Below are 19949 nucleotides of genomic sequence, written 5' to 3'. Positions count from 1 at the left end.
GCCGTGCGATGGACCTGGACCGCATGGAAGAGCGGCTCGCAGCGATATTCACTGAGTACTCGACGCCGGGCGCGGCCGTCGGCATCCTCCACCGCGGCGAGGTCACCGAGCTGGTGTACGGGATCAAGGACGTCCGCACCGCGGAGCCTGTGGCTGCCGACACGGTCTTCCAGTGCGGGTCGCTCACGAAGACGTGGACCGCTCTCGCGTTCATGCAGCTCGTCGACGAAGGCATGGTGCATCTCGACGAGCCCGTGCGCACCTATCTACCCAGGTTCAGGGTCGCCGATCCCGACGCGAGCGCGCGGGTCACCCCACGGCACCTGCTCAACCATACGAACGGCATCGAGGAAGCGTACGGGGACCCTGGCGAAGGCGCCGACGTCTATGAGCGAATGGTCGCCCAGATCGCCGACGCGCCGCAGGTCAGCCCGGTCGGTCACACTCACGGGTACAGTGCTGCCCTCGGTTACGCGATCCTCGCCCGGATCATGGAGGTCCTCGACGGCAAGCCTTGGGACGCCATCATGCGGGAGCGCCTCTTCGGCCCGATGGGGCTCACCGCCACGAACAGCTGGCACGGTGATGTCGACGCGACCCGAACAGCCAGCGGCCACCTGATCCGCTCTGAGGAGGAAGGGCCGATCCCGACTCCGATCGAGTACCTGCCGCGCTCGTACGGTCCCGGCGGCAACGTGACCGCCACCGTCGGCGAGGTCCTCGCGCTCGCCAACGTTCTCCTGAGCGGCGGCGTGGCGCTCAACGGTGTTCGCATCGTCTCCGATGCGGCGGTACGGGAGATGATGACCTCCCGCGTGCCGGTCCCCGACCCATACATGTTCGGACCGCATTGGGCGCTGGGCCTGGTGGTGTGCGATTGGTTCGGCACGACCGTCTACGCGCACGATGGCAGCACCATCGGGCAGAACGCCCGCATGCGAATCCTCCCTGACGATGACCTCGCGCTCGTTCTCCTGACGAACGGCGGCCAGCGTGAGGCAATCTACAAGGACGTGTTCAACGCGATCCTCGCCGAACTCGGCACGGTGACCATTCCGCCGCTCCCGGAGCAAGACCGCGGGCTCGCCCTCGACCCGTCACGATACGTCGGTGTGTACGAGCGTCCGGGAACGGCGTTCGAGGTGACCGCCGAGGGTGCGAGGCTGCACCTTACGGTCGCCCTCGATCCGATGCAGGCGGAGTTCATGGGGCTTCCCGACCACATCACGTACGAACTCCTGCCCATCAGCGAGACGCACTTCCTGATGCCGCCGGTCGGCCCCCTCGAGGATGTTCAGACCGTCGCGATCTACGACTTCCGGGATGGCGCCGCGCAATACCTCCACACGAACAGCCGCGTGCACCGCCGCACGTCGGAGGGCGACCGAATCCGAGACTAGGTGGGCGCACCACTCCCCTACCTCAGCGATTCAGGCAACAGCATCCCGGTGCCCCCAGCTTCGCCGTGCCGATAACGTCGAGCGATGGAACCCTTCACGATCTCCGTAGCGCCCGATGTGCTCGATGACCTGCGGGCACGGCTCGCACGAACGCGATTCACCGCACCGACCGCATCCGGCTGGGAGGCCGGCGCCGACCCGGCGTACCTGCGGTCGCTCGTGGACTACTGGGCGAACGAGTTCGATTGGCGTGCCGCCGAAGCACGCCTCAACGCCTACCCGCACTTCATCGACCGTGGGCAGCACTTCCTGCACGTGCGCCGCGACTCGAGCCGACCTCCGGTGTTGCTCGCCCACGGCTGGCCGAGCAGCTTCGTCGAGATGCTCCCGCTCACCGACCTGCTCGAAGTCGACGTGGTCGTGCCATCCCTCCCCGGATTCCTCTACTCTGCGCTCCCCGATGGCCCGCTCACCCGTGCGGCCATCGCCGAGTCCTTCCACACGCTCATGACCGAAACCCTCGGCTACGAACGCTACTTCGCGTTCGGCGGCGACATCGGCGGCGCGGCATCCGGATGGCTCGCCACCATGTACCCGCAGGAGGTCGCCGGACTCCACGTGATCCACGGTCCCTTCCCCGCCGATTTCGACGCGTCTCCGATCACCGCCGAGGAGCAGGCCTTCCTCGACGCCGACGACGACCGCGACGAGTCGGACTCGGGCTACAGCTGGATCATGAGCACTCGGCCCGACACGATCGCAGCCGCACTGGAGGACTCCCCCGCCGGACTCGCCGCATGGATCATCGACAAGCTCCGTGCCTGGAGCGACTGCGATGGTGATCTCGAATCGCGCTTCGACCGCGACAGTCTCTGCACGATCCTCATGCTCTACTGGACCACCGGGTGCATCGGCTCGTCGTTCCGCCAGTACCTCGACTACCCGCACAACACTCCGCGCCCGCGGATCACGGTTCCGGTTGCCGTCACCCAGAGCCACGAGCCGCCGTTCGAGCTCTTCCCGCGCTCCATCGCCGAGCGCGCCGCCAGCGACATCCGTCAGTACTCGGCACCCGGCCGCGGCGGTCACTTCCTCGCGTTCGAGGAACCGCAGCTCATAGCCGACGAGCTCAGTGCGTTCATGCGTGCCGTCGGCTGATCGCGAATCGTCGTGTCCTCGGCACGTTGCACGCGCCCGTGACCTGCGCCGGCACACCGCTCCCCCGCCGACGCGCCTCGCGGTCGGCCCGAGGATCCTTCGCTCATTCCGCCCCGTGGCGTTCTTCGTACTTCTCGAGTCGTCGGCCGGACGCCGGCATCCCGAGTTCTCCGTATGGACCGGCGACCTCGTGCTCAGGCAGTCGCTCGTCGGTCGGACAGATCAGTACCGTGTTCGACGTCGATCGATCGAACGAATGTTCGAACATGGCGTGACCGCAGACCGGGCACGCCTCCTCGCCGGTCGGACCACGCAACGGTTCATCTTCGACCGTGATCGGAGGGGCGCCGAAGATCGGCTCCAGCGCCTCGTCGACCTTTTCGAAGAAGTGCGTGAACGCGTTTCCTGTGGGGCGGCTCGCCGCATCGCGTGCCATGGAGCCGATGGTACGCCTGAATCTGCGGCCGAGGCCAGAGGGCAGTCCCTGATCTCACCGTCGAGGCGATCGCATCGATCAGGGCTCCGTGCCGCGCTTCGGGTCATCCTTCGGGTCGATCACCCGGGGTGGCCCCTCGGGGTCGGGTGCGCCACCCTCGTTCACCCAGTCGGCGACCTCAGCGGCATCTTCTGGCGTCATCGGCCGGCGCCTGCGGAATACGGACTTCACCTTCTCCGTGAGCTTCGACATGACCGCACCATACTTGCGATCCGGTCGGGATGCGACTCTTCAGGCCCCAGCACTGCGGCATATTGTGGAACCATGACGGATGTCCCCACACGGCCGGTCACGATCATCACGGGCGCCAGCCGCGGCATCGGCGCGGCGATCGCCGAACGTCTCGCAGCCGACGGCCACGACCTCGTGCTCACCTACCGCGACCGTGCCGACGATGCGGATGCCGTCGCACGACGGTGCGCGGCATCCGGTGCGCGTGTGCTCGTGCTGAAGGTCGACCTCGCCGACCTCGAGGCGACGGCGACCGTCGTCCCGGCGGCGATCGCGAAGTTCGGGCGGGTCACCGGGCTCGTGAACAATGCGGGCATCACCGGAATCATCGGGGGTTTCCTCGACGCGCAGCTCGAGGAATCCGAAGAGTTGTTCCGGGTCAACGTGCTCGCTCCGATCGTGCTCACGCGCGCGGCGATCGAACATATGGCGACCGACCGCGGCGGGGCGGGTGGCTCGATCGTGAACATCTCCTCGGGCGCCGCCCGGAGCGGAGCCCCGAACACGTACATCCCCTATGCCATGAGCAAGGCCGCGCTGAACGCACTCACGACGGGCGCCTCGAAGGAGTTCGGCCCGGTCGGAGTGCGCGTCAACACCGTGTCACCCGGCACCACTCGCACCGAGATCCACGCGACCGCCGGTCGGCCCGACGCATCCGATGAGCGCGCACCCGGAATCCCCATGCGCCGCCCGGGCGAGCCGCACGAGATCGCGGGTGCGGTAGCGTACCTCTTCTCTGCTGATGCGAGCTATACATCGGGAGCCGACATCCGCGTCGCCGGCGGCAACTGAGCTCAGCTCTCGCCGAATCCGGAGGCCGCGAGTTCGGCGATCGCATCGACCGCCGTGGCACCATCGGGATCGTTCGACGCGATCTCGACTTCTGCTCCTTTCGTCAGGCCGAGCGACATGATGCCCAGCAGGCTCTTGGCATCGGCGCCGTTCACGGTCACGCGCTGCGAGAACGTCGCCGCGAGTTTCACGAGTTCCGCTGCCGGCCGGGCATGCAGGCCGTCGGAGTTCACGAGGGTGACGGTGCGCGAATGACCGGATGCCGCTGCCACGCGAACTCCGTCAGGCGCGCGCTCCGCTCGCCCTGCTTCGGGCGCGGGAACGGCGCCCGGTGACGTCGGCTCGCCGCGCGCGGATTCCGCGGCTGCGACGACCTCGTCGATCGGATCCCCGCTCTCGGCCGCCACCGCAGCGGCGACACCGCCCTCGACGAGCGGTGCATCGACGATCCGCACGCGCGCACGCGTGTCGTCGTCGAGGAAGTCAAGCGCCGTCTCGGCGGTGAGGATCGCCGATCCGAGGTCGCAGAGCACCACGACACCGGTGCCGGAATCCGCCTCAGCGATGCCCGCGCTCACGAGATCGAAGCTCGTGCCGATGCGCCCGTCGTCGGTGCCACCTGCCGCAACGAGTGCGGCCGTCGGCGCCATCTGGCCGGCGAGGGCGACCAGCCCGCGAGCGATATCGGCGGAGTGCGAGACGAAGACCAGGCCGACTTTGCCGGGGGCGCCCACCTCACACTCCCGCGGCGGCGTTCGCCACGTCGGCCGCAGCCCTCAACAGCAGCGCGCTCGATTCCGCACCCGGATCGCGGTGGCCGGCCGAACGCTCTCCGAGGTAGCTCGCACGACCCTTCCTCGCGACGAGCGGCTCGGTCGCCACCGCACCGGCCTCCGCCGCCGCAGCTGCGGCGTCGAGCACCCCGGCAGCGTCGGCACCCGAAGTCGCCGCCTGCGCCGCCGCATCGACCGCGGGCGTCCAGGCATCGATCATCGTCTTGTCACCCGGCTCGGCTTTGCCGCGGGTCACGACGCCGTCGCGCGCAGCCTCGAGGATCTTCGCGATCGCGGGGCCGTCGAGCGATACCGACCCTCCGGCTGCCACGGCGCCCTTGAGGTACGCCGTGCCGTAGAGCGGCCCGGCCGCGCCGCCGACCGTCGAGATGAGCGTCGTCGCGACGAGCTTCAGCACATCGCCGGGCGTGGAGCCGGCGGGCAGGTCGTCGAGCTTCGGCAGCACCGCCTGGAACCCGCGATCCATGTTCTCGCCGTGATCGCCATCGCCGATCTCGCGGTCGAGCGTGATCAGCTCGACGCGGTGTTCCGCGATGACGTCGGCGCTGCGCCGTACCCAGTCCACCGCCCAGGTGATGTCAAGTCCCACCGAGTCCCCTCCCCGTTCCGGCCTACCGACCCCATCGAAGCGCAGCCGTCTGCACCGGGGCATCCCAGAGTTCGATCATCTCGTCATCGACCTTCAGGAGGGTGATCGACATGCCCTGCATCTCGAGTGACGTGATGTAGTTGCCCACGAGCGAGCGGGCGACCTCGATGCCGCGGTCGGCGAGCATGCTCGCGGCGTGACCGTAGGCGAGGTAGAGCTCGACGAGGGGTGTTCCGCCCATGCCGTTCACGAACAGCAGCGTGCGCTCACCCGAGGTGTACGGCAGGTCTTCGAGGATGGGATCGAGAAGTCGTTCGACCAACCGGTCGGCCGGCTCGAGCGCGACGCGCTCGCGGCCGGGCTCTCCGTGGATGCCGATGCCAATCTCGATCTCGTCTTCAGCGAGAGTGAAGCTCGGCTCGCCGGCGTGCGGCACGATGCACGGCGTCAGCGCGAGGCCCATCGAGCGGGCATTCGCGTTCACACGCTCCGCGACGGCCGCCACCTCCTCGAGCGAGTCTCCTCGCTCGGCGGCGGCGCCGGCGATCTTCTCGACGAGCACCGTGCCGGCGACGCCTCGACGCCCCGCCGTATACAGAGAGTCCTTGACGGCGACATCGTCATTGGTCACGACCGCGCGCACCTCGATGCCGTCGGCTGCGGCCAAGTCGGCGGCCGTCTCGAAGTTCAGCACGTCGCCGGTGTAGTTCTTGACGATGTGCAGCACGCCTGCGCCGCCGTCGACGGCTTTCGTCGCCGCCAGGATGGGGTCGGGAGTCGGCGAGGTGAACACCGCACCGGGCACGGCGGCATCGAGCATGCCGAACCCCACGAATCCGGCGTGCAGCGGCTCGTGTCCGCTTCCGCCGCCGCTCACGAGTCCGACCTTTCCGGCGATCGGCGCGTCGGCTCGCACGACGTGGATGGGGTCGAACTCGACCCGCACGATATCGGCGTGGGCCGTGCCGAACCCGGCGACCGACTCGTCGACGACCCGCTTGGGATCGTTGATGATCTTCTTCACGGACATCCCTTTCGCTCGGCTGCCGGATGCCGTGCCTCCGTGCATCGACCCCGACGCAGCGCTCCCAGCCAACCTACGCCTGGGCGACAGTCGAGCGTAAGGGCGTGTTCGCGAAATCCCGCGCGCCCGTTCCGCTGGGGGTTCACCGTGAGTATCGTGAGCAGTGTTCCGCCCCTGGGCGAGGCCCACCGGGCTCACCGATAAGGATGGAAGGTCAACGTGGACAATCTCGGATTGTTGTTCGTCAGCGAACTCATCGGTACGGCGATGCTGGTGCTCCTCGGCTGCGGCGTCGTGGCGAACGTCGCCCTCGCGAAGACGAAGGGCTTCAACGGCGGGTTCCTCATGGTGACGTTCGGCTGGGGCTTCGCAGTCTTCGCCGGCGTCATCGTCGCCTACGCGTCGGGCGCGCACATCAACCCCGCCGTCACGCTCGGGCTGGTCGCGAACGGCGCCACCGAATTCGGCAACGCGGGCCTCGGGCTCACCGTGCCGGTCGACTTCCTGTCGGTGATCGCGTACATCGGCGCCCAGCTCGTCGGCGCCATCATCGGCGCGGTCCTCTGCTGGCTGGCGTACAAGCAGCACTTCGACGCCGAGCCCGAGCCGGCACCCAAGCTCGGCACGTTCTCGACGGGCCCCGGCATCCGCAACTACGCCTGGAACCTGATCACCGAGATCATCGGCACGTTCGTGCTGGTGTTCGTCGTGATCGGCTTCGGCGGTGGTCGCCAAGGCGAGGGCGGGCTCGCGGCACTCGGTGCCCTGCCCGTGGCCCTGCTCGTCGTCGGAATCGGCGTCTCGCTCGGTGGTCCGACCGGATATGCGATCAACCCGGCCCGTGATCTCGGTCCGCGCATCGCGCACGCATTCCTGCCGATCAAGGGCAAGGGCAGCAGTGACTGGGCGTACTCATGGGTCCCCGTGGTCGGCCCGATCATCGGCGGACTGCTCGCCGGATGGGCGGCGATCCCGCTGCTCCCGATCGAGTTCTGACATTCGAGGGGCCGGCCCCTCGACCGGCCCCGGTTCATTTCCGTACGAATTCGCGCGCTCGTCGGCACGGACGCCGGCGGGACATCCGCAAGATTGAGAGGAAGTCATGGCCGACTACGTACTCGCCATCGACCAGGGAACGACCAGTTCCCGCGCGATCATCTTCGACAAGGGCGGGTCGATCATCTCGGCCGGCCAGCTCGAGCACGAACAGATCTTCCCGAAGCCCGGCTGGGTCGAGCACGATCCGCTCGAGATCTGGCACAACGTCGGCGAGGTGATCGGGCAGGCCCTCGGCAAAGCGCATCTGACCCGGCACGACATCGCCGCGATCGGCATCACCAATCAGCGTGAAACGGCCGTCGTGTGGGACAAGAACACCGGTCAGCCGATCTACAACGCGATCGTCTGGCAGGACACCCGAACCCAGCCCATCGTCGACCGGCTCGCCGAAGACGGCGGCGTCGAGCGCTTCAAGCAGAAGGTGGGCCTGCCGCTCGCGACCTACTTCTCGGGCACGAAGATCGTCTGGATCCTCGAGAACGTCGAGGGTGCACGCGAGAAGGCGGAGGCCGGCGACCTGATCTTCGGCAACACCGACACCTGGGTGCTCTGGAACCTCACGGGCGGAGTCGACGGCGGCGTCCACGCCACCGATGTCACCAACGCCAGGCGCACGATGTTCATGGACCTCGAGACGCTCTCATGGGACGACGACATCCTGGCCGCGTTCGACGTGCCGAAGTCGATGATGCCCGAGATCAAGCCCTCGTCGGGCGTGTTCGGCATCGCCCACACCTCGAGCCTCGTGCGCGAGGTGCCGATCGCCGGCGACCTCGGCGACCAGCAGGCGGCGACCTTCGGGCAGGCCGCCTACGATCCGGGCGAGTCCAAGAACACCTACGGCACGGGCAACTTCCTCATCTTCAACACCGGTGAAGAGATCGTGCACTCAAAGAACGGGCTGCTGACGACGCTCGGCTACCAGATCGGCGACGAGAAGCCGCACTACGCGCTCGAGGGGTCGATCGCCATTACCGGCGCGCTCGTGCAGTGGCTGCGCGACAACCTCGGCATCATCTCGAGCGCCCCCGAGATCGAAGAGCTGGCGAAGACGGTCGACGACAACGGCGGCGCGTACTTCGTGCCCGCGTTCTCGGGCCTGTTCGCGCCGTACTGGCGCGGTGACGCCCGCGGTGCGCTCGTCGGCCTCACGCGTTACGTCAACAAGGGCCACATCGCCCGTGCGGCGCTCGAGGCGACGGCGTTCCAGACGCGGGAGGTGCTCGACGCGGTCAATGCGGACTCGGGCGTCAACCTGACCGAGTTGAAGGTCGATGGCGGCATGATCGCGAACAACACGCTGATGCAGTTCCAGGCCGACATCCTCGGGGTTCCGGTCGTGCGACCGGTCGTCGCCGAGACGACGGCGCTCGGCGCTGCGTACGCGGCCGGCCTGGCTGTCGGTTTCTGGAGCGACCTCGACGACCTGCGCAAGAACTGGCAGGAAGACCAGCGCTGGGTGCCCCAGATGGACGCCGACGAGCGCGCGCGCCAGATCAGGCTGTGGAAGAAGGCCGTCACGAAGACCTTCGACTGGGTCGACGACGACGTGTCGCACGAATGACGTGAGCGATGCGAACGGCCCCGCGGATCGCCGCGGGGCCGTTTCGCGTTCCCGACGTGGCGACGTCCGCGGGACGTCGCGAGCGTCGCGTCACTTCCTGGTCGCGGCGATCCACTGGTCGAGCTTCTGCGCGGCGGCGCCGCTGTCGATCGTCGCTTCAGCGACGGCCATCTTCTCGCGGAACCGTTCGAGGATCGGCCGGTGGAACTGTGCGGGGTCCTTCGCGAGCTCGAACGCCACGAGACCGGCTGCCGCGTTCAGCACCACGATGTCCCGCACCGGTCCGGGGGTGCCCGCGAGCACCTCATGCACGATCGCCGCGTTGTGTGCGGCGTCGCCGCCCGTCAGCTGGTCGATCGTCGAGCGCGGGATGCCGAGTTCCCGGGGGTCGAGGTCGTGCTCCTTCACCGTGCCGCCCGAGACCTCCCAGACGTGGCTGTGACCCGTGGTGGTGAGCTCGTCGAGCCCGTCGTCGCCGCGGAAGACGAGCGCGGTGGCGCCACGCGTCTGGAACACGCCGACGATCAGCGGCACGCGATCGAGGTGGGCGACACCGACGGCGGATGCCTCGGGGCGCGCAGGGTTGCAGAGCGGGCCGAGGTAGTTGAAGACCGTGGGCACGCCGAGCTGCGCGCGCACGGCACCCGCGTGCCGGAAGCCGGGGTGGAAGGCCGCTGCGTACGCGAAGGTGATGCCGGCTTCGTCGAGGACTGCGCCGACCCGTTCGGCCGGCAGGGCCAGGTCGAGTCCGAGCGCGGCGAGCACATCGGATGATCCCGATGCCGAGCTCGCGGCCTTGTTGCCGTGCTTGATGACGGGAACGCCCGAGGCCGCGGCGATGATCGAGGCCATCGTCGACACGTTCACCGTCCCGAAGCGGTCGCCGCCGGTGCCCACGATGTCGAGCGCCATGGGATCGACCGGCAGTGCCACCGCGTGCTCGAGCACGGCGTCCCGGAAGCCCACGATCTCGTCGACCGTCTCCCCCTTGACCCGCAGCATCACGAGGAACGCGGCGAGCTGGGCCTCGGTCACGGCACCGGTCATGACCTGCTCCATGCACCACGCGGCATCCGACACGCTCAGGTCTTCGCCCTCGAGCAGGGTGTTGAGGATCTCGGGCCAATTCTGGTGCGCAAGCATGTTTCGATCCTAATGTTCGGAATTCACGGCGGATTCCCGGGCATCGCGCAGGCCCGTTTAGGGTTCCCTTACCTCTCGACGGCGACACGATCGCCGGTGATGACGAAAACTCGGGCCTGTTTTCAGCCATAATGGGGAGCGTGACGAGCACCTCAATGACTTATCAGGCGACCGCGCCGGTGATCAATCGACCCAACACCGTTGCCGTGGGCACGATCGTCTGGCTCGGCAGCGAGGTCATGTTCTTCGCCGGCCTCTTCGCGATCTACTTCACGCTTCGCTCGACGTCGCCTGAACTGTGGACATTCGAGGCCGGTCGGCTGAATGTCCCCTTCGCGCTGATCAACACGATCATCCTCGTGCTCTCGTCGGTCACCTGCCAGTTCGGCGTCTTCGCCGCCGAGCGGCTCCAACCGTACGCGACCGGCTGGAAGCCCTCGCAGTGGGGCGTCACCGAATGGTTCTTCCTCACATACGGCATGGGCGCCGTCTTCGTCGCGGGCCAGGTCTGGGAGTACGCGACGCTGGTCTCCGAGGGCATCGCCCTCGACTCGAACTCCTACGGTTCGGCGTTCTACCTCACCACGGGCTTCCACGCCCTGCACGTGACCGGTGGGCTCATCGCGTTCCTCTTCGTGATCGGCCGAGTGTTCGCCGTCAAGAACTTCGGCCACCGCGAGGCCACCAGCGCCATCGCCGTTTCGTACTACTGGCACTTCGTCGACGTCGTCTGGATCGGCCTCTTCCTCGTCATCTACGTCCTCAAGTAAGCACGCCGATCTCCAACGTCAACATCGCATGCCCGTGAATAGGAAGAACCATATGACCCGCACGAAGCGACGCGCCGGACGCCGGCATCCGCTCGCCACCGTCGCGCTGCTCGCGCTCGGCCTCGTCTTCACCGGGGGCGCATACGCGGCACTCAGCACCGGCACCGTCGCGCAGGCCGAGATCGACCCCAACTCGCAGCAGACGATCGAAGAGGGCAAGAAGCTCTTCCAGGCGAACTGCGCGACGTGCCACGGTCTCGAGGCGCAGGGCACCGCCAACGGGCCGAGCCTCATCGGCGTGGGGGCGGCATCGGTCGACTTCCAGGTCGGAACAGGCCGCATGCCCATGCAGATGCAGGGCCCGCAGGCCCAGCAGAAGCCGGTGCAGTTCACCGACGACCAGGTCAAGCAGCTCGCATACTACGTCGCATCGCTCGGCCCCGGCCCCGACATCCCTGCCGACCACCTCGTCAACGGCGGCGGCGACGCGGCGAACGGTGCCGAACTGTTCCGCATCAACTGCGCGATGTGCCACAACGTCGCCGGGGCCGGCGGCGCGCTCACCGAAGGCAAGTTCGCACCTCCGCTGACCGACGTCTCCGGCGTGCACATCTACGAGGCCATGGTCACCGGTCCGCAGAACATGCCTGTGTTCAACGACCTCAACATCACGCCCGAAGACAAGCGCGACGTCATCACCTACCTCAAGTACTTGCAGGACAACCGCTCCCCTGGCGGTTTCGAACTCGGCTCGCTCGGGCCGGTCGCGGAGGGCCTGTTCATCTGGATCTTCGGTCTCGGCGCGATCGTCGCGATCACCGTGTGGATCACGGCGAAGTCCAACTAGCGCCCGCCCGGCACCGAAGCACCTAAGAAGGAGAACCATGGCCCAGGACGACCACAGCGGCACTGAGCTCGCCGCTGCCGACTCGTCGCACGCCGTTCAGGAGTTCGCCGGCTCGACCGGCACGGCGGTCATCCCCCACGACGCGTTCGAGAACCCCGGATTCGAGCCGCACCGCCCCCGCGTCACCGACGAGGATCCTCGCCGCGAGAAGCGCGCACAGCGCACCGTCTACACGCTCTTCTACCTCTCGATCCTCGGCAGTGTCTGGGCCATCGCCGCGTACATGCTCTTCCCGATCGAGTCGAACGATGTCGGTGCGGTGCGCCTGAACAACATGTTCATCGGTCTCGGCGCGACGCTTGCGCTCCTCGGCATCGGCTTCGGCGCCGTGCACTGGGGCAAGACCCTGATGACGTCGGCGGAGTCCATCGACATCCGTCATCCGATCAGCGGAAGCGAAGCGACCCAGCAGGGTGCCGTCGAGGTGTTCCGCCAGGCCGACGAGGAGTCGGGCTTCTCCCGGCGCACGGTCATCCGCAACAGCCTCATCGGCGCACTGCTCGCGTTCCCGCTCCCCGCGGTCGTGCTCTTCCGCGGTTTCGCTCCGCAAGACCAGATCCCCGTCGAGCTGCTCAGCCACACGATGTGGGCCAAGGGCACGCGCCTCGCGCTCGACCCGTCGGGTGTACCCATCCGCGCTGCGGACGTGACCATCGGAAGCGCCTTCCACGTCATCCCCGAAGGCCTCATCGACCTCGAGCACGGCAAGCTCGAAGAGAAGGCCAAGGCGGCGGTGCTGCTCATGCGCCTCGACCCGAGCGAGCTGAACGAGACGCCTGATCGTGCGTCGTGGTCCTACGACGGCATCGTCGCCTACTCGAAGATCTGCACGCACGTCGGCTGCCCCGTCGCGCTCTACGAGCAGCACACGCACCACCTGCTCTGCCCGTGCCACCAGTCGCAGTTCGACGTGGCCAACCACTGCGAGGTCATCTTCGGCCCTGCCAAGCGCCCGCTGCCGCAGCTGCCGATCGCCGTCGACGACGAGGGCTACCTCATCGCGCAGAGCGACTTCACCGAACCCGTCGGCCCGAGCTTCTGGGAGCGTCATTGAGCACCGCAACCACCCGATCGACAACGCCTGCCAAACGCTCGTTCACGGCCGGCGCATCGGAGTACATCAACGATCGCACCGGAATCGCGGTCGCGATCAAGGGCCTCGGTCGTAAGGCCTTCCCCGACCACTGGTCGTTCCTCCTCGGCGAGGTCGCCCTCTTCAGCTTCATCGTCGTCCTCATCTCCGGCACGTTCCTGACGTTCTTCTTCCAGGCGTCGATGGCCGAAGTGCACTACGACGGTTCCTACGTGCCCCTCAAGGGCGTCGAGATGTCGGTCGCCATGGCGTCGACCCTCGACATCTCGTTCGACATCCGCGGCGGACTCTTCGTCCGGCAGATGCACCACTGGGCGGCGCTGCTGTTCGTTGCAGCCATCGGACTGCACATGCTGCGCGTCTTCTTCACCGGCGCCTTCCGCAAGCCGCGAGAGATCAACTGGGTGTTCGGCTTCATCCTCTTCATCCTCGCGATGGCCGAGGGCTTCACCGGTTACTCGCTCCCCGACGACCTGCTGTCGGGCAACGGCCTTCGCATCATCGACGGCATGATCAAGGGCATCCCGCTCATCGGTACGTGGACGTCGTTCCTCCTCTTCGGTGGAGAGTTCCCGGGGACCGCGATCGTCGGGCGTCTCTACACGCTGCACATCCTCCTGTTGCCCGCACTCGTGGTCGCGCTCATCGCCGTGCACGTGGGCTACGTGTTCATCCACAAGCACACGCAGTTCGCCGGGCCCGGTCGTGAGCCCACGAACTCGGTCGGCCCCCCCATCCTGCCGATCTACGCGGCGAAGGCCGGCGGCTTCATGTTCCTCATCTGGGGTGTCATCTCGCTCATCGCGGCGCTGTTCACGATCAACCCGATCTGGAACTACGGCCCGTACGACCCATCCCCCGTTTCAGCCGGCACCCAGCCCGACTGGTACATCGGTTTCGCCGACGGCGCGCTGCGCCTCATCCCGCCGGGCTGGGAGTTCGTGTGGCTCGACCGCACCTGGTCGTTCAACATCCTGGTTCCGCTGGTCGCCATCGGTATCTTCATCGGACTCGTCGTCGCATACCCGTTCATCGAGGCGTGGATCAAGGGCGACAAGCGCGAGCACCACATCGCCGACCGCCCGCGCAATGCTCCCACCCGCACCGCGATCGGTGCTGCAGGTGTCACGTTCTACGCCGGCCTCTGGGCCGCGGCGGCCTCCGACCTCCTGGCCACGCACTTCTCGCTCACGATGGAGGGCGTGATCCACGCGCTCCAGGCGACCGTGATCGTCGGTCCGTTCATCGCGTACTTCATCACCAAGCGCGTGTGTCTCGCGTTGCAGAAGAAGGACCGCGAGATCGTGCTGCACGGCTACGAGTCGGGTCGAATCGTCAAGCTGCCCGGTGGCGAGTTCATCGAGGTGCACCAGCCCCTCGACGAGTACGAGCGCTGGCGTCTGGTGAGCTACGAGAGCTACCAGCCGCTCATGATCCGTCCGAACGCCCGCGGCAAGATCACGCTCGGCCAGCGCGTACGGGCATCGTTCTCACGTTGGTTCTTCGAGGACCGCATCGCTCCGGTCAGCAAGGGTGAGCTCGAGTCCGGCCACGACGGCCACCACTGATCAGAGCTGCACGCGAGTTCGGGCACCGGGCCATGTCGATCGATTCGACCTGGCTTCGGTGCCCGAACTGCTTCCTCGATCTCGCAGAGGTCGACGGGCGGGTGTTCGGATGCGCAGCCGGCCATCGCTACGACCGTGCGAAGCAGGGATACCTGACGCTGCTTCCGCCGAAAGCGCCCCGCACCGTCGGCGACGATCGCGAGATGCTCCAAGCGCGCTCCGCGCTGCTCGACGGCGGCGCCTACGCGCGGATCGCCGCGGCGATCACCGACGCAGTGGTGGAGCAGCACACGCTCGGGGGCCGCAGTGCGCTTCGAATCGCTGATCTCGGTTGCGGCACCGGTCATTACTCGACCGTGCTGTCACAGGCAGTTCCCGAGGCCGATTTCCTGCTGGCCGATCGGTCGCCCGATGCTGTTCGGATGAGCTTGCGTGCCCTCCCGTCAGCGACGGGCGTGGTGCTCGATCTCTGGCGCCCCCTCCCCCTCCGTGACGGCGTCGTCGATGTCGCTCTGAACGTCTTCGCACCCCGTAACGGAGTCGAGTTCGCGCGCGTCCTCGACTCGAGTGGTCTGCTGATCGTCGTCGTTCCGACAACAGCCCATCTTCAGGAACTCCGACTCACCGGCGCGCTTCTCGACGTGCCTGCGGGCAAGTCCGATCGGGTCGCCGAGCAGCTCTCCGAATCTGGGCTCGTGCTGCGCTCGACCACGTCGGTCGAATACACATTCAGCGCGGATGCCGCGACACGCAACCTGCTTGCGAACATGGGGCCATCGGCGCACCACGGCGACAGTCTTTCGTCGACCGACGCGCGCGCAGTGGAACCGGTCGACGTCACCGTGTCAGTCGAGGTCTTGTCCTTCGAGCACTCAACCGCGGTTCCTGCGTGATCGTCACCTCGGGGTGACGCGATGATCCCAGGGTTCCGCACTCCCCCGATTCCCACCCGGTTGCATACTGATGCCATGGACGATTGCTGTGCGGCGCCGGACACCGAGGGGTACGACGAGGTCTTCGACGACCGATTCGCCCGCAAGACCGCGCGTCGGTATCGACGAAAGGGACTCACACCCGCAGAGCAGCGGATCGTCGCCTTCCTCTCGTCGACCGGCCTCGACGATGCCACCGTGCTCGAGGTCGGCGGCGGTGTCGGCGAGATTCAGCTCGAGTTGCTCGCTCGAGGCGCGGCTCGCACCGTCAACCTCGAACTCTCAGGAGCGTACGAGACCGAAGCCGCCCGCCTCATCGACGAGGCCGGCGTCGCGGGGAGGATCACGCGGAGGCTCGGCGTCGATCTCGCAGCCACCCCTGAACGAGTCGACGTCGCCGACATCGTCGTCCTGCACCGGGTGGTGTGCTGCTACCCGGACGTCGAGCACCTGCTCGGCGCTGCGGCGGATCGAGCACGCCGCGCGATCGTCTTCAGCCACCCACCACGCACGCGCGTACGTCGCGCCAGAGTCGCCGTCGACAACTTCATGCACCGGCTCTCGCGCAAGTCCTACCGAGGATTCGTCCATGAGCCCGCAGCAATGCTCGACACGCTCCGTCGTCACGGATTCGAGCCGCGATACCGTCACACCGACAGAACATGGTGCATCGTCGGAGCGTTGCGCGAGTGACTCTGCGGCATGCCCCCGGGCTCACCGACTCGACGAGAAAGCCCCGGCACGATGCGCCGGGGCTTTCCTCTCGAGCGTGACTGCTATCGCGCGAAGTTTCCGCGGTAGTACTCGTACACCCAGCCGACGAGCGCGACGAGGGCGAGCGGAACGGCGAGGAACGTGATCCAGAAGCCGATCGCCAGTCCGAGGAAGGCCAACGCAGCGGCGACCGCGAGGGTGACCGGCCACCAGCTCCACGGGCTGAAGAAGCCCAGTTCGGCGTCACCATCGTCGATGTTCGCATCGAGTCGGTCCTCGGGGAGCTCTGCTCCTTGCGCCTTGTGCACCCGGCCGAGGTAGAACGCGATGAACGCGGAGAGCACCCCGGCCAGGGAAACCGCAATGGTACCGGCCCACTCGATCCCAGGATCTCCCTCGTCGGCCGCGGTCCAGAATCCGTAGGCGACCGCGGTGATCGCGAAGAATCCCGTGAGGATCCAGAAGAGATTGACGTTGGCGCGCATTACTTGATCTCCTCCGTGGCCGCGTCGTACGTCGGCGATTGGGGAGCGTCCTTCGCCGGACCGATGCCGACGGGGATCCCCGCTTCAGGGTGGTTGAGGTCGAACGCCGGACGCTCCGAACGGATGCGCGGGATCGAGGTGAAGTTGTGGCGCGGCGGCGGGCAACTGGTGGCCCACTCGAGCGATCCACCATAACCCCAGGGGTCGTTCACGGTGACCTTCGGCGCGCGCCGTGCCGTGATGTACACGTTCAGGAAGAACGGGATCAACGAGATGGCGAGAATGCCCGCGCCGAACGTCGAGAGCTGGTTCATCCACGTGATGTTGTCTTCGGGCAGGTAAGAGTAGTACCGACGCGGCATCGCGACGACACCGAGCCAGTGCTGCACGAGGAACGTCGTGTGGAAGCCGATGAACAGCAGCCAGAAGTGCCACTTGCCGAGGCGTTCGTTCAGCAGCTTGCCGGTCCACTTCGGCCACCAGAAGTAGAAGCCGGCGAACATCGCGAACACCACCGTTCCGAACACGACGTAGTGGAAGTGGGCCACGACGAAGTAGGTGTCGGAGACGTGGAAGTCGAGCGGCGGCGACGCGAGGATGACGCCGGTGAGCCCGCCGAAGACGAACGTGACGAGGAAGCCGAGCGACCAGAGCAGCGGTGTCTCGAACGTGATCGAGCCACGCCACATCGTGCCGATCCAGTTGAAGATCTTCACGCCGGTGGGTACCGCGATGAGCATCGTCATGAGTGCGAAGAACGGCAGCAGTACCGAGCCGGTCACGTACATGTGGTGCGCCCACACGGTGACCGACAGCGCGGCGATCGCGATCGTGGCGTAGATCAGGGTCTTGTAGCCGAAAATCGGTTTACGGCTGAAGACGGGGAAGATCTCGGACACGATGCCGAAGAACGGCAGGGCGATGATGTACACCTCGGGATGCCCGAAGAACCAGAACAGGTGCTGCCAGAGAATGACACCGCCGTTGGCCGGATCGTAGATGTGGGCGCCGAACACGCGGTCGGCGGCTGCGGCGAGCAGGGCGGCCGCGAGCACCGGGAAGGCCATGAGGACCAGGATCGACGTGACGAGCGTGTTCCAGGTGAAGATCGGCATGCGGAACATCGTCATGCCGGGCGCACGCATCGTGATGATCGTCGTGATGAAGTTCACGCCGCCGAGGATGGTTCCGAAGCCCGAGAGGCCGAGGCCGAGCATCCAGAGGTTGCCGCCGACTCCTGGCGAGAAGGTCGTCGACGCGAGCGGCTGATACGCGAACCAGCCGAACGAGGCGGCACCCTGCGGTGTGAAGAATCCGGCCACCGCCATGAGCGAACCGAAGTTGAAGAACCAGTACGAGAGGGCGTTGAGCCTCGGGAAGGCCACATCGGGCGCGCCGATCTGCAGCGGCATCAGCGTGTTCGCGAAGCCGAAGAACAGCGGTGTGGCGAACATCAGCAGCATGATCGTGCCGTGCATCGTGAACAGCTGGTTGTACTGCTCACGCGTCTGCACGATCTCGAGGCCGGGCTCGAAGAGCTGGGCTCGAATGATCAGCGCCATCACGCCGCCGACGCAGAAGTAGATGAACGACGTGATCAGGTACATGTACCCGATGACCTTGTGGTCGGTGGAGGTTACCCACCGGACGAGGATGTTGCCCTTGCGCTCGACTTTGGAGGTGCCGAACGGGAGGCTGCTCGACTGCGGCCGAGCCGGTGCGGTCGTGGTGCTCATTCGGCTTACTGCTCCTCTTGAAGTTCGGGCTCGCCCGTGCCGGGCAGGTTCTGGTTGCGGTCGTACTCACTCGACAGTTGGCCCTCTTGCCCGAGGTCGCGGAGTGAGTCGATGTAGTCCTCGTACTCGGCTTGCGATACCACTTCGACGTTGAAGAGCATCAGCGAGTGGTACTCGCCGCAGAGCTCGGCGCACTTGCCGGCGTACGTTCCCTCGCGCTCGGGCACGAACGACATGTAGTTGGTCTTGCCGGGGAACATGTCCTTCTTGTAGAGGAAGTCGACGACCCAGAACGAGTGGATCACGTCGCGCGACTGCAACTCGATCTCGACGTTCGCCCCGACGGGGAGCACGAGCGTCGGAAGCTCGGACTGGACGAGCGATCCCTTGGGGCCCTCATCGGCGAGCTGTCCCTGAATACCGGGCGAATAGACGTCTTCCTTGACGTAGTTGAAGTCCCACGCCCACTGCTTGGCGATGACCTCGACCTGGACGTCGACCTCGTCTTGGGCGAATCGCTGCTCGATGGCCGCCTGGTCGCGAGCGGTGAAGGCGAAGAAGCCGAGCACGAGGATCAGCGGGATCACCGTGTAGAAGATCTCGATCGGCATGTTGTAGCGCATCTGCACCGGGAGGCCCGTCTGGCCCTTGCGGCGTCGGTATGCGATGACCGCCCAGATCGTGAGGCCCCAGGTGATGATGCCGACGATGAGGAGCACGATCCACGAGGTGACCCACAGCCCGGAGACCCGCTCGGTGTGGTTCGTGACGGGCGCCTCGCCCTCGACGAAACCGGGGAGGAATCCGTTCAGCTGAGCCTGCGTGCACCCAGCGAGCACGAGACTGAGAGACGCTGCAATCGGAATAGCAGCCCATCGGAGACGGCGATTGTGGCGCACCAGTGACCTTTCGGGAGACTCGAAGGCGCTTCACAGTGAAGCGCGGCGATCGATCATTAGCCTACTCCGCCTCGGCCCCCGTGGTGTGCACCGGGCGACCATGTCGGGCGTGGCGGTCGGCGGAAGTGCGCCTTGACGGCGGAAACGACGAAGGGAGGCCGCGATTCGCGGCCTCCCTTCGGAGTAGTGGTGTATGGCTCAGTGGAACGAGTCGCCACATGCGCAGCTGCCCTGCGCGTTGGGGTTGTCGATCGTGAAGCCCTGCTTCTGGATGGTGTCCTCGAAGTCGATGGACGCCCCGTCGAGGTAGGGAACGCTCATCTTGTCGACGACGACCTCGACACCCGAGTAGTCGACGACGGCATCGCCGTCGAGCAGGCGCTCGTCGAAGTAGAGCTGGTAGATCAGCCCCGAGCAACCACCGGGCTGGACGGCGACCCGCAGACGCAGGTCGTCGCGGCCCTCTTGCTCGAGGAGGCTGCGCACCTTGTCGGCGGCGGGGTCGCTCAGCTTCACGCCGTGCGTGGTCTCGGTGATCGTGTCGCTCATGTCTCTCCTCGGTGCGTCAGGAACGCGGGAATCGCTGTATCCA

General features: G+C 66.6%; 21 protein-coding genes. 11 read left to right on the top strand and 10 right to left on the bottom strand.

The window, feature by feature from the left end; genetic code table 11:
- Window positions 1–8: 8 nt before the first annotated feature.
- Together LQ757_RS07545 and LQ757_RS07540 are read left to right on the top strand one after the other, a co-directional pair.
- Window positions 9–1400: a serine hydrolase domain-containing protein gene (locus tag LQ757_RS07545; RefSeq protein WP_231046611.1), complete on the top strand. Its 1392-nt coding sequence runs from the start codon at window positions 9–11 to the stop codon at window positions 1398–1400.
- Window positions 1401–1484: 84 nt separating this feature from the next.
- Window positions 1485–2558 carry an epoxide hydrolase family protein gene (locus tag LQ757_RS07540; protein ID WP_231046610.1) on the top strand — a complete coding sequence of 358 codons (1074 nt, stop codon included), beginning with the start codon at window positions 1485–1487 and terminating at the stop codon, window positions 2556–2558.
- Window positions 2559–2661: 103 nt separating this feature from the next.
- Here the strand turns inward: LQ757_RS07540 and LQ757_RS07535 are convergent, their stop codons facing one another.
- A complete protein-coding gene (locus LQ757_RS07535) occupies window positions 2662–2994 on the bottom strand; it encodes a hypothetical protein (RefSeq protein ID WP_231046609.1) in 333 nt (110 codons plus the stop codon).
- A gap of 78 nt (window positions 2995–3072) precedes the next feature.
- On the bottom strand, window positions 3073–3246 hold the full coding sequence (locus LQ757_RS07530; RefSeq protein ID WP_231046608.1) for a hypothetical protein: 174 nt from the start codon (window positions 3244–3246) through the stop codon (window positions 3073–3075).
- 72 nt (window positions 3247–3318) lie between these two features.
- Here LQ757_RS07530 and LQ757_RS07525 point away from each other — a divergent pair, with 72 nt between their 5' ends.
- Window positions 3319–4080 (top strand): SDR family NAD(P)-dependent oxidoreductase, encoded by a 762-nt coding sequence (locus tag LQ757_RS07525; protein ID WP_231046607.1) that lies wholly within the window; start codon window positions 3319–3321, stop codon window positions 4078–4080.
- 2 nt (window positions 4081–4082) lie between these two features.
- On the opposite strand, the gene dhaM is transcribed toward LQ757_RS07525, so the two are convergent.
- The 3 genes from dhaM to dhaK are packed head-to-tail and all read right to left on the bottom strand — an operon-like array spanning window position 4083 to window position 6487.
- Window positions 4083–4814, bottom strand: coding sequence for a dihydroxyacetone kinase phosphoryl donor subunit DhaM (gene dhaM, locus LQ757_RS07520; RefSeq protein WP_231046606.1), 732 nt, complete (start codon window positions 4812–4814; stop codon window positions 4083–4085).
- Between the two features lies 1 nt (window position 4815).
- Entirely contained in the window at window positions 4816–5463 is a 648-nt protein-coding gene (gene dhaL / locus LQ757_RS07515; RefSeq protein ID WP_231046605.1) for a dihydroxyacetone kinase subunit DhaL, read from the bottom strand.
- 22 nt (window positions 5464–5485) lie between these two features.
- Window positions 5486–6487, bottom strand: a complete 1002-nt coding sequence (gene dhaK / locus LQ757_RS07510; RefSeq protein WP_231046604.1) for a dihydroxyacetone kinase subunit DhaK — start codon at window positions 6485–6487, stop codon at window positions 5486–5488.
- A gap of 267 nt (window positions 6488–6754) precedes the next feature.
- On the opposite strand from dhaK, the gene LQ757_RS07505 reads away from it, so the two are divergent.
- Both LQ757_RS07505 and glpK read left to right on the top strand, forming a co-directional pair.
- Window positions 6755–7483 (top strand): MIP/aquaporin family protein, encoded by a 729-nt coding sequence (locus tag LQ757_RS07505; protein WP_231047318.1) that lies wholly within the window; start codon window positions 6755–6757, stop codon window positions 7481–7483.
- 106 nt (window positions 7484–7589) lie between these two features.
- A complete protein-coding gene (gene glpK, locus LQ757_RS07500; protein WP_231046603.1) occupies window positions 7590–9110 on the top strand; it encodes a glycerol kinase GlpK in 1521 nt (506 codons plus the stop codon).
- A gap of 90 nt (window positions 9111–9200) precedes the next feature.
- Here glpK and trpD read toward each other — a convergent pair whose 3' ends face one another.
- Window positions 9201–10253 carry an anthranilate phosphoribosyltransferase gene (trpD, locus tag LQ757_RS07495; RefSeq protein ID WP_231046602.1) on the bottom strand — a complete coding sequence of 351 codons (1053 nt, stop codon included), beginning with the start codon at window positions 10251–10253 and terminating at the stop codon, window positions 9201–9203.
- A gap of 131 nt (window positions 10254–10384) precedes the next feature.
- Here trpD and ctaE point away from each other — a divergent pair, with 131 nt between their 5' ends.
- The 6 genes from ctaE (at window position 10385) to LQ757_RS07465 (ending at window position 16216) form a co-directional block, all read left to right on the top strand.
- On the top strand, window positions 10385–11023 hold the full coding sequence (ctaE, locus tag LQ757_RS07490) for an aa3-type cytochrome oxidase subunit III (protein WP_231046601.1): 639 nt from the start codon (window positions 10385–10387) through the stop codon (window positions 11021–11023).
- 52 nt (window positions 11024–11075) lie between these two features.
- Window positions 11076–11870, top strand: coding sequence for a cytochrome bc1 complex diheme cytochrome c subunit (qcrC, locus tag LQ757_RS07485; RefSeq protein WP_231046600.1), 795 nt, complete (start codon window positions 11076–11078; stop codon window positions 11868–11870).
- A gap of 37 nt (window positions 11871–11907) precedes the next feature.
- Window positions 11908–12984, top strand: a complete 1077-nt coding sequence (qcrA, locus tag LQ757_RS07480; RefSeq protein WP_231046599.1) for a cytochrome bc1 complex Rieske iron-sulfur subunit — start codon at window positions 11908–11910, stop codon at window positions 12982–12984.
- A complete protein-coding gene (gene qcrB, locus LQ757_RS07475; RefSeq protein ID WP_231046598.1) occupies window positions 12981–14591 on the top strand; it encodes a cytochrome bc1 complex cytochrome b subunit in 1611 nt (536 codons plus the stop codon). Before qcrA ends, qcrB begins: the two co-directional genes overlap by 4 nt.
- Before the next feature lie 32 nt (window positions 14592–14623).
- Window positions 14624–15484: a putative RNA methyltransferase gene (locus tag LQ757_RS07470; protein WP_231046597.1), complete on the top strand. Its 861-nt coding sequence runs from the start codon at window positions 14624–14626 to the stop codon at window positions 15482–15484.
- Between the two features lie 75 nt (window positions 15485–15559).
- Window positions 15560–16216 (top strand): class I SAM-dependent methyltransferase, encoded by a 657-nt coding sequence (locus LQ757_RS07465; RefSeq protein WP_231046596.1) that lies wholly within the window; start codon window positions 15560–15562, stop codon window positions 16214–16216.
- Window positions 16217–16299: 83 nt separating this feature from the next.
- Here the strand turns inward: LQ757_RS07465 and LQ757_RS07460 are convergent, their stop codons facing one another.
- From LQ757_RS07460 to erpA, 4 genes are all read right to left on the bottom strand, one after another.
- On the bottom strand, window positions 16300–16722 hold the full coding sequence (locus LQ757_RS07460) for a cytochrome c oxidase subunit 4 (protein WP_231046595.1): 423 nt from the start codon (window positions 16720–16722) through the stop codon (window positions 16300–16302).
- Window positions 16722–18458: an aa3-type cytochrome oxidase subunit I gene (ctaD, locus tag LQ757_RS07455; RefSeq protein ID WP_231046594.1), complete on the bottom strand. Its 1737-nt coding sequence runs from the start codon at window positions 18456–18458 to the stop codon at window positions 16722–16724. The genes LQ757_RS07460 and ctaD overlap by 1 nt, the downstream gene beginning before the upstream one ends.
- 5 nt (window positions 18459–18463) lie before the next feature.
- A complete protein-coding gene (gene ctaC, locus LQ757_RS07450; protein ID WP_231046593.1) occupies window positions 18464–19357 on the bottom strand; it encodes an aa3-type cytochrome oxidase subunit II in 894 nt (297 codons plus the stop codon).
- A 198-nt stretch (window positions 19358–19555) separates the two neighbouring features.
- Window positions 19556–19906, bottom strand: coding sequence for an iron-sulfur cluster insertion protein ErpA (erpA, locus tag LQ757_RS07445; RefSeq protein WP_231046592.1), 351 nt, complete (start codon window positions 19904–19906; stop codon window positions 19556–19558).
- Window positions 19907–19949 lie beyond the last annotated feature (43 nt).

This window comes from Agromyces cavernae, assembly GCF_021044935.1.
Lineage (GTDB): Bacteria > Actinomycetota > Actinomycetes > Actinomycetales > Microbacteriaceae > Agromyces > Agromyces cavernae.
The sequence above is the reverse complement of the archived record's forward strand: the minus strand, read 5'-3'. Positions and strand labels throughout refer to the sequence as shown.

Excerpts from the sequence above, each read along its gene's own strand:
- glpK (WP_231046603.1), top strand. The coding sequence starts at position 7,590 with ATGGCCGACTACGTACTCGCCATCGACCAGGGAACGACCAGTTCCCGC.
- qcrA (WP_231046599.1), top strand. The coding sequence starts at position 11,908 with ATGGCCCAGGACGACCACAGCGGCACTGAGCTCGCCGCTGCCGACTCG.
- trpD (WP_231046602.1), bottom strand. The coding sequence starts at position 10,253 with ATGCTTGCGCACCAGAATTGGCCCGAGATCCTCAACACCCTGCTCGAG.
- LQ757_RS07545 (WP_231046611.1), top strand. The coding sequence starts at position 9 with ATGGACCTGGACCGCATGGAAGAGCGGCTCGCAGCGATATTCACTGAG.
- LQ757_RS07470 (WP_231046597.1), top strand. The coding sequence starts at position 14,624 with ATGTCGATCGATTCGACCTGGCTTCGGTGCCCGAACTGCTTCCTCGAT.
- LQ757_RS07465 (WP_231046596.1), top strand. The coding sequence starts at position 15,560 with ATGGACGATTGCTGTGCGGCGCCGGACACCGAGGGGTACGACGAGGTC.
- LQ757_RS07460 (WP_231046595.1), bottom strand. The coding sequence starts at position 16,722 with ATGCGCGCCAACGTCAATCTCTTCTGGATCCTCACGGGATTCTTCGCG.
- LQ757_RS07530 (WP_231046608.1), bottom strand. The coding sequence starts at position 3,246 with ATGTCGAAGCTCACGGAGAAGGTGAAGTCCGTATTCCGCAGGCGCCGG.
- qcrC (WP_231046600.1), top strand. The coding sequence starts at position 11,076 with ATGACCCGCACGAAGCGACGCGCCGGACGCCGGCATCCGCTCGCCACC.
- erpA (WP_231046592.1), bottom strand. The coding sequence starts at position 19,906 with ATGAGCGACACGATCACCGAGACCACGCACGGCGTGAAGCTGAGCGAC.
- LQ757_RS07505 (WP_231047318.1), top strand. The coding sequence starts at position 6,755 with ATGCTGGTGCTCCTCGGCTGCGGCGTCGTGGCGAACGTCGCCCTCGCG.
- LQ757_RS07540 (WP_231046610.1), top strand. The coding sequence starts at position 1,485 with ATGGAACCCTTCACGATCTCCGTAGCGCCCGATGTGCTCGATGACCTG.
- LQ757_RS07525 (WP_231046607.1), top strand. The coding sequence starts at position 3,319 with ATGACGGATGTCCCCACACGGCCGGTCACGATCATCACGGGCGCCAGC.
- ctaD (WP_231046594.1), bottom strand. The coding sequence starts at position 18,458 with ATGAGCACCACGACCGCACCGGCTCGGCCGCAGTCGAGCAGCCTCCCG.
- LQ757_RS07535 (WP_231046609.1), bottom strand. The coding sequence starts at position 2,994 with ATGGCACGCGATGCGGCGAGCCGCCCCACAGGAAACGCGTTCACGCAC.
- ctaE (WP_231046601.1), top strand. The coding sequence starts at position 10,385 with ATGGGGAGCGTGACGAGCACCTCAATGACTTATCAGGCGACCGCGCCG.